The organism is Nocardia sp. NPDC004123 (genome assembly GCF_053603795.1).
The window spans coordinates 88,038-103,368 of the sequence record NZ_JBSGGG010000018.1 but is presented as its reverse complement, the minus strand read 5'-3'; the positions used below and the strand labels follow the sequence as shown (position 1 = coordinate 103,368).

Annotated in this window: 11 protein-coding genes; 7 read left to right on the top strand and 4 right to left on the bottom strand. The window is 70.3% G+C overall.

The window, feature by feature from the left end; all coding sequences use genetic code 11:
- Nucleotides 1–169: 169 nt before the first annotated feature.
- From ACWEQQ_RS26310 to ACWEQQ_RS26300, 3 genes are read left to right on the top strand one after another with little or no spacing between them, the layout of a single operon-like run.
- Nucleotides 170–715, top strand: coding sequence for a (2Fe-2S)-binding protein (locus ACWEQQ_RS26310; protein ID WP_452350088.1), 546 nt, complete (start codon nucleotides 170–172; stop codon nucleotides 713–715).
- Complete coding sequence (locus ACWEQQ_RS26305; RefSeq protein ID WP_452350087.1) at nucleotides 712–1,719, top strand: FAD binding domain-containing protein; 1,008 nt, start codon at nucleotides 712–714, stop codon at nucleotides 1,717–1,719. The genes ACWEQQ_RS26310 and ACWEQQ_RS26305 overlap by 4 nt, the downstream gene beginning before the upstream one ends.
- Nucleotides 1,716–3,962 carry a xanthine dehydrogenase family protein molybdopterin-binding subunit gene (locus tag ACWEQQ_RS26300; protein WP_452350086.1) on the top strand — a complete coding sequence of 749 codons (2,247 nt, stop codon included), beginning with the start codon at nucleotides 1,716–1,718 and terminating at the stop codon, nucleotides 3,960–3,962. Before ACWEQQ_RS26305 ends, ACWEQQ_RS26300 begins: the two co-directional genes overlap by 4 nt.
- 68 nt (nucleotides 3,963–4,030) lie before the next feature.
- Here the strand turns inward: ACWEQQ_RS26300 and ACWEQQ_RS26295 are convergent, their stop codons facing one another.
- From ACWEQQ_RS26295 to ACWEQQ_RS26285, 3 genes are all read right to left on the bottom strand, one after another.
- Entirely contained in the window at nucleotides 4,031–4,984 is a 954-nt protein-coding gene (locus tag ACWEQQ_RS26295) for a metallophosphoesterase family protein (protein WP_452345393.1), read from the bottom strand.
- Between the two features lie 85 nt (nucleotides 4,985–5,069).
- On the bottom strand, nucleotides 5,070–7,466 hold the full coding sequence (locus ACWEQQ_RS26290) for an Ig-like domain repeat protein (RefSeq protein ID WP_452350085.1): 2,397 nt from the start codon (nucleotides 7,464–7,466) through the stop codon (nucleotides 5,070–5,072).
- 27 nt (nucleotides 7,467–7,493) lie between these two features.
- Nucleotides 7,494–9,176, bottom strand: coding sequence for an Hsp70 family protein (locus tag ACWEQQ_RS26285; RefSeq protein ID WP_452350084.1), 1,683 nt, complete (start codon nucleotides 9,174–9,176; stop codon nucleotides 7,494–7,496).
- 49 nt (nucleotides 9,177–9,225) lie between these two features.
- Here ACWEQQ_RS26285 and ACWEQQ_RS26280 point away from each other — a divergent pair, with 49 nt between their 5' ends.
- The 3 genes from ACWEQQ_RS26280 to ACWEQQ_RS26270 all read left to right on the top strand — a co-directional run bounded on the left by ACWEQQ_RS26280 (nucleotide 9,226) and on the right by ACWEQQ_RS26270 (nucleotide 11,767).
- Nucleotides 9,226–9,750, top strand: a complete 525-nt coding sequence (locus ACWEQQ_RS26280) for a nucleotide exchange factor GrpE (protein ID WP_452350083.1) — start codon at nucleotides 9,226–9,228, stop codon at nucleotides 9,748–9,750.
- A gap of 63 nt (nucleotides 9,751–9,813) precedes the next feature.
- Nucleotides 9,814–10,602, top strand: a complete 789-nt coding sequence (locus tag ACWEQQ_RS26275; RefSeq protein WP_452345397.1) for an SDR family NAD(P)-dependent oxidoreductase — start codon at nucleotides 9,814–9,816, stop codon at nucleotides 10,600–10,602.
- Between the two features lie 19 nt (nucleotides 10,603–10,621).
- Entirely contained in the window at nucleotides 10,622–11,767 is a 1,146-nt protein-coding gene (locus ACWEQQ_RS26270) for a Rieske 2Fe-2S domain-containing protein (protein ID WP_452350082.1), read from the top strand.
- 69 nt (nucleotides 11,768–11,836) lie between these two features.
- Here the strand turns inward: ACWEQQ_RS26270 and ACWEQQ_RS26265 are convergent, their stop codons facing one another.
- The gene (locus tag ACWEQQ_RS26265) at nucleotides 11,837–13,255 is read right to left on the bottom strand and encodes an MATE family efflux transporter (RefSeq protein ID WP_452350081.1); all 1,419 of its coding nucleotides are present in this window, start codon (nucleotides 13,253–13,255) and stop codon (nucleotides 11,837–11,839) included.
- A gap of 404 nt (nucleotides 13,256–13,659) precedes the next feature.
- Between ACWEQQ_RS26265 and ACWEQQ_RS26260 the strand changes: the two genes are divergently transcribed.
- On the top strand, nucleotides 13,660–15,234 hold the full coding sequence (locus ACWEQQ_RS26260; protein ID WP_452350080.1) for a DUF4139 domain-containing protein: 1,575 nt from the start codon (nucleotides 13,660–13,662) through the stop codon (nucleotides 15,232–15,234).
- The last annotated feature ends 97 nt before the right edge of the window (nucleotides 15,235–15,331 follow it).

The window sequence follows — 15,331 nt, the reverse complement described above, 5'->3', positions numbered from 1 at the left end:
CCGAATCGAGCCTACCGGGCAGGCGCGGGCGGCTCCGCCGGTCATCCGGGAGCGCTCTTCGCCGGACACCGCCGCGAGTCCGTTGCTAGGCTTTTGCCAGCTCATATCCAATCCGCAGTCCGCAACCATCGCGGCGCTCCCGGCGAGTCCGCGAGGCAGGAGGCGCGATATGACCGTCGAACCAACGAAACGGACCGGCTCCGCGCCGGCCGGATTCATCGGTCCCACCCGCACCATGACCACCCTGCGCGTCAACGGCCACGACCACTACGCCGTGCTCGAACCCCGCACCAGCCTGCTGGACGCACTGCGCGAGCACCTGCACCTGACCGGCACCAAGAAGGGCTGCGACCAGGGCGCCTGCGGCGCGTGCACGGTGTGGATCGACAATCGGCGGGTGCTGGCCTGCCTGACCCTGGCGCTGGCCGCCGAGGGCCGCGAGATCACCACCATCGAGGGCGTGGCCGACGGGGACCGGCTGCATCCGGTGCAGCGGGCGTTCCTGGCGGCCGACGGATTCCAGTGCGGCTACTGCACTCCCGGCCAGATCATGTCGGCCATCAAATGCATCGAGGAGGGCCACGCCGAATCCGAGGCCGAGATCGCGGAGTGGATGAGCGGCAATATCTGCCGGTGCGCGGCCTATCAGAACATCCGGGAGGCCGTCTGCCGGGGCCGGGACGCCCTGCGGCGCGAGGACGGTGAGCTGCCGTGAAGCCCATCTCCTACGCCCGGCCGACCACCGTCGAACAGGCGGTGAGCACCGTGACCTCCAGGCCCGCAACGGTTTTCCTGGCGGGCGGCACCACACTGGTGGACCTGCTGCGCACCGGCGCGCTGGAACCGGACAATGTCGTGGACATCACCTGGCTGCCGCTGGGCGGAATCCAGCACACCGCCGACGGCGGGCTGCGCATCGGCGCGCTCGCCACCATGAGCGAGGTGGCGGCGGAATCCGGTGTGGCCGAACGCTATCCGTTCCTGTCACAGGCGCTGCTCCAGGGCGCGTCGCCGCAGTTGCGGAACATGGCGACCATGGGCGGCAACCTCATGCAGAAGGTGCGGTGCTCGTATTTCCGGGATCCCGCCAGCGCCTGCGACAAGCGCGATCCCGGGTCGGGCTGCGATGCGATCGACGGGTCGCACCGGGGGCACGCGGTGCTCGGGACCGGGCAGCGGTGCTTCGCGACCCATCCCTCGGATGTGGCGGTCCCGTTGACGGCCCTGGAGGCGACGGTCACCGTGTGGGGTCCGCGCGGGGAACGCACGATCGCCTTCGACGACTTCTTCCTGCTGCCCGGCCGCACTCCGCAGCTCGAGCATCCGATCGCCCCCGACGAGCTGATCACCCGCATCGATGTGCCCGCATTGCCGTTCGCCCGCAACTCGCACTATCTGAAGGTGCGCGACCGGGAGTCCTACGAGTTCGCGCTCGCCTCGGCGGCGGTCGCGCTGAGTGTCGCCGAGGGCACGGTGCTGGATGTGCGGATCGGGCTGGGCGGTATCGCGACCAAGCCGTGGCGGGCCCGGATCGCCGAGCAGTTGCTGATCGGGGTGTCCGCGACCCGGGAGAACTTCGACAAGGCCGCGGCGACCGAAGTGCAGGGCGCGGACACCTCGCATCCCATGAACGCGTTCAAAGCGGAACTGGCGCGGCGGACGCTGGTGCGGGCGCTGGAAACGGTGACACCGCAGCCGCTTTCGGGAGCGACGCGATGACCGCCACCGCGGCCCGGCCGCTGATCGGGCAGGGATTCGATCGGGTCGACGGGCGCGCCAAGGTCACCGGGGCGGCGCAGTACACCGCCGAGGTGCCGCTGCCCGGCCTGGCGCACGCGGTGATCGTGGGCGCGCGAATCGGAAGCGGCACAGTGCTTTCCATCGACAGCGGGCCCGCGCTCGCGGCGGGGGCGGTCGCGGTGTACACGCACGAGAACCTGCCGAAGGTGGCGGCCATCCCGTCGCAGTGGCCGTCCGGCTTCGGCGGGCCCGCGCCCGGGCAGACCTTCTTCCCCTTGCAGGACGCCACGATTCACTACTACGGCCAGCCGATCGCCGTGGTGGTCGCGGATACCTTCGAGTCCGCCCAGCACGCGGCCGAGCTGGTGACGGCCGACTACGACGCGCAACAGCCGCTCATCCGGCTCGAGGACGGACGCGACGCGCAGTATCAGCCGAAGACGGTCTTCTGCGGTCTCGTCCCGGCCGTGCAGTCGCGCGGGGACTTCGAGGCGGCGGCCGACACCGCGGTCCACACCGTCGACGCCACTTACCATTTCGCCGCCAACCACCACAATCCCATCGAGTGCTCGGCCACCGCGGCGAGCTGGGACGGCGACACCGTCACCGTGTACGACGCCACCCAGGGCGTGAGCGCCACCCAGGCCACGGTGGCCGCGTACCTGGGCATCTCACCCGCGAATGTGCGAGTGATCGCGCACTACGTGGGCGGCGGCTTCGGCGCCAAGGCCCTGATCTGGCCGCATGTCACGCTCGCGCCCATGCTCGCCCGGGAACTGGGCCGCCCGGTCAAGGTGGTGCTCACCCGCGAGCAGATGTTCTACGGCACCGGATTGCGGGAGGAACAGGAGCAGCGGGTCACGCTGACCTGCGACGGCCAGGGGACGTTCACCGGGTTGCGGCACCACAAGCTGTCCGTCACCTCACCGTTCGACGACTGGGCCGAGGTGTCGCTGGGCGTGGCCGGGCAGGCGTACGCGATTCCGCACTGGGACGGGCAGTATCGCCTCATTCGCGGCAACCTCATGTCGCCGACGTTCACGCGCGGGCCCGGCGAGGCCTCCGGCATGCTCGCCATGGAGTGCGCCGTCGACGAGCTGGCCGCCGACATCGGCATGGACCCCATGGCATTGCGATTGCACAATCACGCCACCATCGACCCGGCGAGCGGGCATCCGTGGAGCTCCGACGGGTACGCCGAATGCGTGCGCACCGCCGCCGAACGCTTCGGCTGGTCCAGCGAGACCGGGCGCGGTGCCCCGCGCGCCGACGGCCACTGGCTGCTGGGCTGGGGCATGGCCACCGCCGGATACCCGGTGTACGAGCCGGGACAGCCGCAGCGCGCCCATGCGCGCCTGCTCGCCGACGGGGCGCTGATCGTGCAGGCGGGCACCCAGGACTTCGGCACCGGCGTGGCCACCGCCATGGCGCAGGTCGCCGGGGACGCCCTGGGCGTCGAATTCGACCGCATCCGAATCGATATCGGCGACACCGACTACCCGAACATCGCGGCGGCCGTCGGATCGATGGGTGCGGGCATGATCAGCGCGGCCGTGCACACCGCGTGCACCGATCTGCGCAGGCAGTTGATCGCGCTCGCGGTCGGCGATCCGGAGTCGCCGCTGCACGGGCGGATCGCCCCGGAGATCGAGGCGCGCGGCGGGCGGCTGCGGGTGCGCTTCAATCCCGCTGTCGGCGAGACGTATTCGGCACTGCTGGCCCGGCACCATCTCACCGACCTGGAGACCATCGGCACCTGGCACCCGCCCACCGGCGATCTGCCGTTCGGGCGCATCAGTTTCGGCGCGCAGTTCGCCGAGGTGGCGGTGGATCCGGAACTCGGGCTGGTCCGGGTGCGGCGCATGGTGGGGGCCTTCGCGCCCGGGCGGGTGCTCAATGCCAAGCTGGCGCGCAGCCAGGTGCTGGGCGGCATGAACTGGGGGCTGTCGCAGGCGCTGCTGGAGGCGACGCTGCCGGATGCGCGCACCGGCGCATGGGCCAATCCGTCACTGCTGGAATATCTGCTGCCCGTCAATGCCGACGCACCGGAGGTCGACATCTCCTTCGTGGAGGTCAACGACGCGATCGTCAACCCGCTGGGTGTGAAGGGGCTCAGCGAGCTCGGCATGATCGGCGCGGCCGCCGCCATCGTGAACGCGATCGCGCACGCCACCGGTCGACGCATCCGCGAGTTCCCGGTGCGCATCGAACACCTGCTCTGAAAACCGGTGTGCCACCGGTGAATCGGGCCAGGCCACCGCGGCAACCGGCCGGCCCGATTCACCGGGTGTCAGACCCCGCGGCGGCGTTCGGCGGCTTCCTTCATCTTCAGAGCGGCGGCCTGCATTTCAGGGGTGATCTTGAAGTGGCCGCCCCACTCGTTGAGGGTGTCGCCGTAGTCGGGGACGGGGAGGATCTGGCGCAGCAGTTTGTCGGGGAGACCGCGCCGCTGCCATTCGCGGGGGTAGCCGAGGGAGACCTCTTCGAAGCGGACGCCGTCGTACCAGGTGGTGCGGGGGATGTGGAGGTGGCCGTAGACGGCGCAGACCACGTTGTAGCTGGTGTGCCAGTCGGAGGTGAGGTCGGTGCCGCACCACAGGGAGAACTCCGGGTACCACATCATGTCGACCGGCTTGCGCAGCAGCGGGAAGTGGTTGATCAGCACCAGCGGGGTGTCGGCGGGCAGGGCGTCGAGGCGGCGCCGGGTGTACTGGACGCGGGCGTGGCACCAGGCGTCGCGGGTCAGGTACGGCTCGGCCGAGAGCAGGAACTCGTCGGTGGCCACCACATTGCGGTCCTTGGCGATGGCCAGGCCCTCGGCCTTGGTCTTCGCGCCCTCCGGCAGCCAGGAGTAGTCGTAGAGCATGAACAGCGGGGCCAGGGTGACCGCGCCGCCGAACTCCTCCGCGCCCGCGCCCTCCCACACCGGGAACGGGTCCTCCGGCGTGACGACGTCCACATCGCGGCACAGCGAGACCAGGTAGTCGTAGCGGGCCGCGCCGTGCATCTGCACGGGATCCTTTGCGGTGGTCCACAATTCGTGATTGCCGGGCACCCAGATGACCTTGGCGAAGCGGCCCCGCAGAGTCTCCAGGGCCCAGCGGATGTCATCGGTCTTCTCGCCGACGTCACCGGCCAGGATGAGCCAGTCCTCGGGGGAATCCGCGCGGATCGCCTCGACCACCGGTTTGTTGCCCTGATGACCGACATGGATGTCGCTCACCGCCATCAACTTCGGAATCACCCAGCTCCGCCTCTCTGTTCGCGACCGGTCCTCGCAGCAACAGACCCGGCCCCCACCAGATTCCCATGCGGGGCCACAGCGGCTCTCAGCGCACCCAGCGAATCCGGGCGTCCGGGGCGAATCCAGCGGCGACAGTGAGAGTTCCGGTGGCATCGCGCCGGCAGGAAGCCACGGCGACGTGACAGGGCCGCGGGATCTCGGACGGGATCCGCACCCCGCCGTCGATCTCGTAGCGCATATTGGTGACCTTCCACCGGCGCGCCCGGGGATCCTCGGGATCCACCGGCGGGGCGTCGGGGCGGGCCACCACCATCACCTCGGTGATGCCGATCGGCCATTCGAAGACCAGCAGCCCGCGCTGTTCGGCCAGGCTGCGCGCGGTGGGCATACCGCTGGGCCGGTCGCCATCGGGCCCGCCACCCGCGGCATCCGGCTCGCCGCGCTGGGCCGTATCGCGGTCCGAATCCGCACCGGACCGGGCCATTTCGGAGGCCCGGCCGGAGACGGACGCCACCACCCCGTACACCGGCACCGGCCCGGTCGGCGCCCCGCCGTCCTCCAGCGCGGTGCCGCGGGTGCGGCCCACCACCCGCCACGACCCGTCGGCGAGCAGCCGCGTGACGCGATACTCCACCTGCGTGGTCCGCGACGGGAGCCAGGTGATCACCACCGTCCCGTCCGGCTTGCGGCTCACCGTCACCGTTCCCGGCGCGCCCACCTGCAATTCGGCCAGCGCCGCCAGCGCCTCGGCATGGTCGGCGCACACCTCGAGCACGGCCCGCACGGCCTGCATGCGCAGTCCCGGATCCGACGGCAGCGCCTCGAACAGCCGCCCCGCCTCCATCACCGCCGCCCGCGCCCGCCCGATCAGCAACTCCCGGCCCGCTCCCCGCGGATCGGGATTGGGCACGTCCGCCGCCCGCCGATCCAGGAAATCCAGATGCTCGCCCAGCGCCTCCACGAACCGCCGCCCCGCACAACAGGACACGGCCGCCCGCCAGTGCACGGCCGCCTCCGCCAGCACCCGCTCGACCTCTTCCCCCACCGCCCGCACCGACCGCGCCCCCGGACCGTCGTCCCCGACCGCGCGCCGCGCATCCGTGACGAATCCGGCCGCCTCCCTGGGCCGTCCCGCCCGCAACGCGGCCCGCGCCGCCCGCAACGCCGCCTCCCACGGCCGCCCCGCACCCGCACCGCTCGCCTCGCCCGTATAGGGCGTCCGCTGCCACTGCGCCGCCTCCGGCGCCTCTCCACGACCTCGAGCAGGTGCGCCACCGCCCGAATGCCATTGCCCGCCACCGGTTCCCGGTACGTCGCCGGTGTCGGAAGCGGCCGGACCCTCACCCCGAGGGTTGCTCGCGGGGTCGCGGCCGAATTCGCTTCCGGCGTCCGCGCCGGTCCCCGATGGAGCACCATTCCCCGCGGAGCGGGTCGAAGTCGTTGTGGCGGACCTGGTCTGCGCGGGCCCACCGGAGCGGGACGGGGCGGCGAGGTGTTCGCGGCCTTCGACGGTGGTGCCGAGTTCGTCGGTGAGGGTGATGAGGACGCGTTCGGCGGCGGCGCGGTCGAGGCCGGCGGCGATGGCGATGCCGAGGAGGTAGTCGAAATCCGCTGCTACCAGAAGATCTTCGACGAGTACGGCGGCGCGGACCTGGGGGCGGAGCTGGTCGGTGACCGTCTCGGTGATGGCGAGGAGGTAGGCGTCGACCATCGCGCCGCCGGGCTCGAGGATGTCGCCGATATGGATGAGGAGTTCGTCGAGGACCACGCGGATCCGGCCGGGCGGCAGTTCGCGGGTGCGGGCGCGCAGGGCGCCGGCGCGCAGGCGGATCTCGTTGGTGTGGTGGGCGGCGGCGAATTCCATGCCGAGCAGGGCCAGCAGGGTGGGGACCGGATCGCCGGGGAGCAGGCGCTCGTATTCGGCGAGGAGCGCGCGGATCTGCCGGCGGCGTTCGGAACTCAGGGCGGGCGCGGCGGGCGGCGATGCCGGTGCGGGCGCCTCGTCGATGATGCGGTGGCGGCGCACCCGGGCGGCGATCTCGGCCACGGTCAGCCCGCCCATCCGGCCGATGTCCTCGAGGCCGGGGATCTTGGCGGCGGGAATGCCGCCGTGCCGCGCCACCAGCCGCTCGATGGCGGCGTCGAGCATCTCGTAGCGCTCGGCCTCCCGCCGGGCCCGCAACTGCGTCACCCGATCGGCCTCGACGAGCCGGGAACCGGTGTGCAGCAAGGATTCCGAGAGCTCGGCGTGCGCGTCCACCAGCAGCCCGGCCAGCACCCGGTACTTGGGATGGTCGCGCAGCTTCTGCCAGAACGCCCAGACCGCCTCGACCCGCGCCGCCACCTCGGCGTCGCTCAGCCGCGCGGCCTCCGCGAGCGGAATGTCGTACAGCTCGAAGGCATCCGACTCATCGAGCCCGCCCCGGCGCTCGACGGCAGCGAGGACGCGCTTGCGGTAGTCATTGGAATCGAAGGCATGCATGGCTTGTCGTCGGACAGCGTATACCGGTCAGGAGTTGCGACGCCGGGTGCGCTGCAACTGATCCAGTTCGCGCTCCACGTCCGCCTGCGACAGGGTGGCCCCGGTCTGTACCGAAAGCGTCAGCGGCAGATCGGCATCCACATGGTAGGCGGTCACGTGCAGCACGCCGTCGAATCCCATCTCGAAGGTCACCCGGACTTCACTGCCCTCCGGATACCCGGGTGGAATGTCCCGAATCCTGCCCTCCACCAACACCTTCGTGTCCTCGGGCCGCGTCGACGCCGCCTGCCCCTGCTGCTCCACGATGGTCAGCTCGATCTGATCCTGGTCCGCCCGCACCGTCCCGTAGGACCGCCGCACGCGAATGGGCAGGGTCTGATTGCGATGCACCAGCCAGCTGGCCGCCAGCCCGTTGAACGGATCCAGCGCCAGCACCCCGAAGCCGCGCGACACCACCGTGTCCACCTGGATCTCGATCATGCGGCGCACCAGGCTCACCGGCTGCCCGAACGAATCGGCCACCCGCGCCAGCGAGGCCTCCAGATCGCCGGGATCCGCCTCGCTCAGCCCGGCGCCGTCGCGTAGTCGCCCACGGGTCACCAGATCCGCGGCCACCAGCCGCTCCATCTCCAGCTTCTCGCCGTAGAGCGCGGCCCCGCGCGCCACCGACAGATCCGGATCGCGCAGCTCACCGATCAGCCCGAATTCCTTGTGCAGCTGCTCGGCCACCATCGGCATCCGCGACGAGCCGCCCACCAGCAGCAGCCGATCCACCTGCCGGACCCCGCGCTGCCCGGCCGCGGCCAGCACCGCCTTGGTGAGATACACCGTGCGCCGCATGAGCGAGGCGGTCATGGCCTCGAGTTCGTCGCGGGTCAGCGGGATCACCGCCCGCGCGCCGTCGTGCGCGATCACCACCTCGGTGCTGTCGGCGGTGGTCAGCTCGCGTTTGGCCTGCTCGGCCGCCAGCACCAGCAGCTGCGAGCCGACCGAATCGTCCAGGGGGTCTTCGGCATCCGGATTGGCGGCGCAGAACCGCTGGGACAGGTGCAGCGCCAGCCGCTCGTCCCAGTCCGCGCCGCCGAGCTGATGATCGCCCTCCACGGCCAGCACCGAGATGCGGCGGTCGGCGAGTTCGATGACGGTGGCGTCGAAGGTGCCGCCGCCGAGGTCGTAGACCAGCACGGTCTCGCGCGCCGGCGACGCGCCGATCTCGATGCCGCCGTCCAGCCGCCCGAAACCGTAGGACAGCGCCGCCGCGATGGGCTCGGACAGCACGCCCGCCACCTCGAATCCGGCGTAGGTGCCGGCCTGAATGGTGGCCCGGCGCTCCTCGTCGCCGAAGTAGGCGGGCACTGTGATCACCACCCGCCGCACCGGTTCGCCGCCCGCGAATTCGGCATCGGCGGCAAGGCTTTTCAGAATGAGAGAGGAGACCGCGGGCGCCGACCACAGCTGCCCGTGCGCGCCGAACCGCCACTCCGCATCTCCCATGCGGCGTTTCACCAGCGTGCACACGTGATCGGGATCGAGGCGGGCCTGCCGGCGCGCGCCCTCCCCCACCACATGGTCGGTGGCGGAGGCGAACAAGACGACAGACGGGACGGTCGGTTCACCATTGAGCCCGATCAGCACTTCCGGCCGGCCGTCTGCGTCAATTGTGGCAATTGCCGAATTCGTTGTGCCCAGATCGATTCCATAGACCCCCACGACGGCGATGGTAGCAGCCGGGATCGACTACCGGGTCTATCGTTCGAGCATGACCGATCCATCCCCGGCGGCCACCCTCCCGGCCCTGCCCGTAGTGCCCGCCCCGACCGACCTACCGGCCACGACGCTCGACCGCATCACCGAACGCATCGACGACCTGGCCCGCGTCATCGCCCGGCAGGCCGCCACCATCGAGCGATTGGCCGACGAGGCGAAACTGAAGATCCGCGACGAGCGCGCCGAAGCCGACGCTCCCCTGATCCGCGACCTGTTCGCCCTGCACGGCCTGGCCCAGACCTTCGCCTCCACCACCGATTCGGAGCCGGACCGCCAGGGCTTCGAGACCATGAGCCGCCGGGTCGAGCGCATGCTGGCCGAGCGGGGCGGTGAGCTGGTGACGCCGTTCCGGGGCACGGACTTCGATCCGGACACCATGGAGGCCGCCGAGCTCACCGACACCGACGATCCGGCCGCCGACCGGACCGTGGAGTCGGTCATCCAGCCGGGGCTGACGATAGGAGATCGGTCCATCCGGCCCGCGAAAGTCGTTGTGCGCCGGTATCGCAGGGCCTGACCGTCCCCCACGGCCCGAAACTGACACTTGTTCCAGTAAGCGCAAGTGCTTAACCTCGGGCTCATGACCTATTCCGCCGCCACCGCGATCGTCACGGGTGCCGCCTCCGGCATGGGGAGAGCGCTCGTGACCCGGTTGCTGCAGGGCGGCGCGTGCGTCTATGCCGTCGACCGCGCGGTGGCGGGCCTGGACTCGCTGGCCGCGAGCAGCGCCGGCGACCTCACCACCATGGTCGCCGACGTCACCGACCGCGAGGCCCTCGCCGACGTGGTCGAGCGCGCCGTCGCCGAGCACGGGCGGCTCGACTTCATGTTCAACAATGCCGGCATCGTGGTCGGCGGCGATTTCGCCAAGATGACCGACATCGCCTGGAACCAGATCGTCGACGTCAACTTCTGGGGCGTCGTGCACGGCACCCAGCTCGCCTACACGCGCATGCTCGACCAGGGCGGCGGGCACATCGTCAATACCGCCAGCAGCGCGGGCGTCCTGCCGGTGGCGCGATCGGTCGCCTACACCGCCACCAAGCACGCCGTGGTCGGCCTGAGCACCGCGCTGCGCGCCGAGGCCGCCGAACACGGAATCAAGGTCAGCGTGGTGCTGCCGGGCGTGGTCGACACCGGCATCTTCGACAGTGCCGTGAACCTGCCCGGCTACGACTACCGCGCCTCCATCGACAAGCTGCCCTTCGCCAAGGTGAGGCCGCTCGCCGCCGCCGACGCGATTCTCGACGGCGTCGCGAAGAACAAGCAGTACATCAGTTTTCCCGCCTACAACCGCCTCATCATCGGGCTCAACAGGCTCCTGCCCGACGTGATGGCGCCGATCATCAATCGCGGAGGACGCACATGAATCAGCGTGGAGGACGCCCATGAAACAGCACTATCGCAGCATCGATGTCGGCGAGCCGATGACCCGATTCGCCCGGGGCTGGCACTGTCTCGGGCTGGCCGAGAGCTTCCGGGACGGAAAACCCCACTCGGTCAACGCCTTCGGCACCAAACTGGTGATCTGGTCCGACAGCAAGGGCGAGCTGCACGCCTTGGACGGGTACTGCCGGCACATGGGCGCGGACCTCGCCTACGGCAGCGTCAAGGACGACAATATCGCCTGCCCCTTCCACGATTGGCGCTGGCGCGGCGACGGCAAATGCGCCGCCATCCCCTATGCCCGCCGCGTTCCGCCGTTGGCGCGCACCAGATCCTGGATCACCTGCGAGGAGAACGGGCAGTTCTTCGTGTGGAACGATCCCGAGGGCAATCCGCCGCCGCCCGAGGTCGCCATCCCGCACATCGAGGGCATCGACACCGACGAGTGGAGCGACTGGGACTGGAACACCCTGCTCATCGAGGGCGCGCACTGCCGCGAAATCATCGACAACAACGTCGATATGGCGCACTTCTTCTACATCCACTACGCGTACCCGGTGTACTTCAAGAATGTGTTCGAAGGGCACGTCGCGACGCAGTTCCTGCACTCCAAGGGGCGACCGGACGTGCACGCGAAGTCGAACTACTCGCAGGAGATGTCGCTGTTGCGTTCGGAGGCTTCGTATTACGGGCCGTCCTACATGATCAACACCCTGCACAACGACTTCGGCGACAACACCGTCGAGGTGGTGCTCATCAACTGTCACTACCCGGTGACGCACAATTCCTTCGTCCTGCAGTGGGGCGTGAGCGTGCAGCGCATCAAGGGCCTGCCGCCGGAGAAGTCGGAGAAGCTGGCCAAGGCGTTCGGCAAGAGCTTCGGCGTCGGATTCCTGCAGGACGTGGAGATCTGGAAACACAAGACCCGCATCGACAATCCGCTGCTGACCCAGGAGGACGGGCCGGTCTACCAGCACCGGCGGTGGTACGAGCAGTTCTATGTCGATGTCGCCGACGTGAAGCCGGAGATGACCGACCGGTTCGAATACGAGGTCGACACCACCCACGCCAACGAGAACTGGCAGGCCGAGGTCGTCGAGAACCTCGCAAGGCAGGCCGCCGCCCAGGCGAACGGCGCGCCCGACTAGCTCCGGAGGGGGTGGCCGGGGCGCACTCCGCCTCGGCCGCCGATCCCGCTGCCGCCGAACGCATTTCTCCTAGGCGGCGCGGCGCGGCACCTCGGCCCCGACCCGCGCCCAGCGCCCGGACAGCGCCCGCCGGCTGACGGCGACCAGGCGCAGCAGCATGAAAGCGACCAGCCCGGTCCAGATTCCGCCGATCCCCCAGTCGTAGGCCAGCGACAGCCAGATCATCGGCAGGAACCCCAGCAGCGCCGACCCCAGCGTGGCATTGCGCAGGAACGCGGCATCGCCGGCGCCGAGCAGCACGCCGTCGAGCGCGAACACCACTCCCGCTACCGGGATCATGGCGGCGAAGAACCACCACACCACGTGGGTGCGATCGAGCACCGACGGATCATCGGTGAACAAGCGCGGGATCACCGAGTATCCGGCCGCGAACACCGCCGCCAGCAGCACCGAGAAGACCGTGGACCAGCCGGTGATCCGCCGCGCCAGACCCTGTGCGCCGCGCGTGTTTCCGGCCCCGAGCGCGGCACCCACCAGGGTCTGCGCCGCAATCGCCAGCGAATCCAGGGTCAGCGCAAGGAAATTCCAGATCTGCAGTACCAGCTGATGCGCCGCCACCGATGCCGCCCCGAACCGCGAAGCCACCGCCGCCGCCGACACGAACGACGCCTGGAACGCCAGGCTCCGCACGATCAGATCCCGCCCCAGCACCAGCTGCGCCTTCATGATCTCGAGATGCGGGGCGAGCGGCACCTTCGCCCGCCACAGCGCACTCACGAACAGCGCACCGGAAATCGACTGCCCCACCAGATTCGCGACCGCCGACCCCGCCAGCTCCATCCGCGGCGCCCCCAGCAGCCCGTGCACCAGCGTCGGGCACAACACCCCCGAAACCACCAGCCCCGCAACCACATACCTCAGCGGCCGCCGAGTCTGCTGCACCCCGCGCATCCACCCGTTCCCCGCCATCGACAACAGGATCAGCGGCACCCCGAACAACGCGATCCGCACCCACGACTCCGCCGCCCGCGCGATGTCGTCCCCACCCGCGATGGCCCGCGTGATCGGCCCCGCGCAGACCTGCACCACCAGCACGATCGCCAACCCCACCCCGACCGCGATCCAGCTCGCCTGCACCCCCTCGACAACAGCCGCCCGCTCATCCCCCGCCCCGTGCCGCCGCGCAGCCCGAGCCGTCGTCCCATAACTCAGGAACGTCAACTGCGAACCGACCTGCGCCAGTATCAATCCCCCGACGGCCAGCCCGGCCAACGCCAAGGCCCCCAGCCGCCCCACCACTGCCATATCGAACAGCAGATAAATCGGCTCGGCGACCAGCACCCCCAGCGTCGGCACCGCGATCCCGAGAATCCGCCGCGGCCCGGCCGCCGCAGCCTCAGCGCCCCGCACCGCTGCCGCGTCCTCCGCCGACGCGGCCACGAATGCCGGGTCCTCCCCGCCACCATCCACCACGCCGGCACTGCTCATCCGCCCACCATCCCACACCACCCCGACCCAGCCGCACCGCGCCGCCACCCCACCCTCGAACCCGCTGATCCGCCTGTCACCACCGCTTTTCCAGATCCCGCAAGCAGCGAGACCCGTGCCGCCGGCCACCGATCGAGATCCATAGTCAAGCAAATATATGTCCGTTTCCGCATCCGACTCACCAGCAGCGGCGTTCTCGCCGACCGCCTTCGGCTGGGTCAGCGGACCAGGTTCGCCACCGATTCCTCGGCCACCCGAGGGAACTCGCTCGCGACCCCGGACAACTCGCACCTGCGAATTCGGCTCCGGCAGACAGCTATTCGCGGTGCCCCTCCCCCGGCACGGTCGTATCGCCGCGCGTATTCCCGTCGACTCGCGACGGCTCCTCGGGCAGGCTGGGCGGCATGGTGGATCTCGAGACAACAATCGCGGCGGTGACGGTCTATCCGGATCGGGCCCGAGTCACCCGGTCCGGCAAGGCGACACTGGACGCGGGCGAACATCGCATCCGCGTGTCACCGCTGCCGCTGGAACTGCTGCGCGACTCGATCCGCGTCGCGGGCCGGGGCGACGTGACGGTCCTCGGGGTGGACATCATCACCGAACGGCAGCCCGAGCCGGACGACGAACAGATCGCCGAGCTCACCTCCCGCAGAAACGAACTGGATGCCGCGCTGGCCGAACTCGCCGACGCCGACCGCGCCGCCGACGCCCGCATCGAATTCCTGCAGCGCCTGGTCCGCAAGTCCGCCGGGCACCTGGCCAAGACGACCGACGAGCGGGTCATCGCCTTCGGCGACAGTCTCGAGGCGCAATACGGGGCCGTGCACGCCGGACGCCGCGACCGAGAACGCCTGCGGCAGGAGCACATTCTGGACAAGCGGGCGATCGAGCGGCGGCTGGCGGACCTGGGCCGCAAGAACCGCCCCGACATCCGGGCCGCGGTCATCACCGTCGACGCCGCCCGGCCGGCCACCGCCGAACTGGAACTGTCCTATGTGGTGCCCGGCGCGCGCTGGACCAGCACCTACGATCTGCGCCTCGACGACAGGGGCCTGAGCTTGCGCTGGTTCGGACTGGTGCGCCAGCAGACCGGCGAGGATTGGCCCGAATGCCGCCTCGAATTGTCGACCGCCCGCCCGGCGGTCGCCCTGGACGTGCCCGAACTGGCCCCCTGGTACCTCAGCACCACGCCGCCCGAGCCGAAACTCATGGCCAGGCGGCACGCTTCCCGGTCCGGGGACTCCGACGGCGCGAACCCCATGCTCGCCCCAGCCGCGCCCGCGCCCGCCGGCGCGTTCCCGCCACCGCCACCGCCGCCGCCCCCGGTCCGAGAAGCGGTCACAACCGTCGAGCACGGGGCCACCGCCGCCACCTACTCGCCGCAGCGCCCGGTCGCCATCGCCGCCGACGGCACCGAACACCGCACGCTGATCATCGCCCTCGACCTCGAGGCCGATCTGGATCACGTGACCGCGCCGATCCGCGCACCCGAGGCGATCCTGCGCGCCACCGCGCGCAACACCTCCGAGCACACCTTCCCCAAGGGCCGCGCGTCCCTGTTCAACGACACCGAATACGTCGGCGCCACCGATCTCGACCTCTGGGCCCCCGGCGAGGAACGCGAACTCGCCCTCGGCGTCGACGATCGCATCCGTGTCGAACGAGAACTGGTGCGCCGCAATGCCTCCAGGGCGACCCTCGGCTCGGCCCGCCGCGTCGAAATGGAGTACACGATCACCGTCACCAACCACGGCGCCCGCCCCACCACCGTGACTGTCCTCGACCGCCTGCCGGTCGCCCGCGACGCCACGGTCACCGTCCGCGACACGGTCCTGAAACCGCCCCCGACCGAGCGCGACGACCTCGGCATCCTCACCTGGAAACGCCACCTCGAGCCGCAGGACCGGACGGTCATCACCCTCGGCTACCGAGTCGAAGCCCCCAAGGGTGTCACCATCTTCGGCCTGCCGGACTGACCCGGCCGATCACCCGGGGCGTCGCCGTCATGGGCGCGTTGTTCGCCTACCTCACCCTGCGCGGCATCGGCGGGTCGACCAGACCGCGGTGACGAAT

Coding starts and splice junctions, on each gene's coding strand:
- ACWEQQ_RS26265 (WP_452350081.1), bottom strand. CDS start 13,255: ATGAGCAGTGCCGGCGTGGTGGATGGTGGCGGGGAGGACCCGGCATTC.
- ACWEQQ_RS26310 (WP_452350088.1), top strand. CDS start 170: ATGACCGTCGAACCAACGAAACGGACCGGCTCCGCGCCGGCCGGATTC.
- ACWEQQ_RS26280 (WP_452350083.1), top strand. CDS start 9,226: ATGACCGATCCATCCCCGGCGGCCACCCTCCCGGCCCTGCCCGTAGTG.
- ACWEQQ_RS26275 (WP_452345397.1), top strand. CDS start 9,814: ATGACCTATTCCGCCGCCACCGCGATCGTCACGGGTGCCGCCTCCGGC.
- ACWEQQ_RS26290 (WP_452350085.1), bottom strand. CDS start 7,466: ATGCATGCCTTCGATTCCAATGACTACCGCAAGCGCGTCCTCGCTGCC.
- ACWEQQ_RS26270 (WP_452350082.1), top strand. CDS start 10,622: ATGAAACAGCACTATCGCAGCATCGATGTCGGCGAGCCGATGACCCGA.
- ACWEQQ_RS26260 (WP_452350080.1), top strand. CDS start 13,660: ATGGTGGATCTCGAGACAACAATCGCGGCGGTGACGGTCTATCCGGAT.
- ACWEQQ_RS26300 (WP_452350086.1), top strand. CDS start 1,716: ATGACCGCCACCGCGGCCCGGCCGCTGATCGGGCAGGGATTCGATCGG.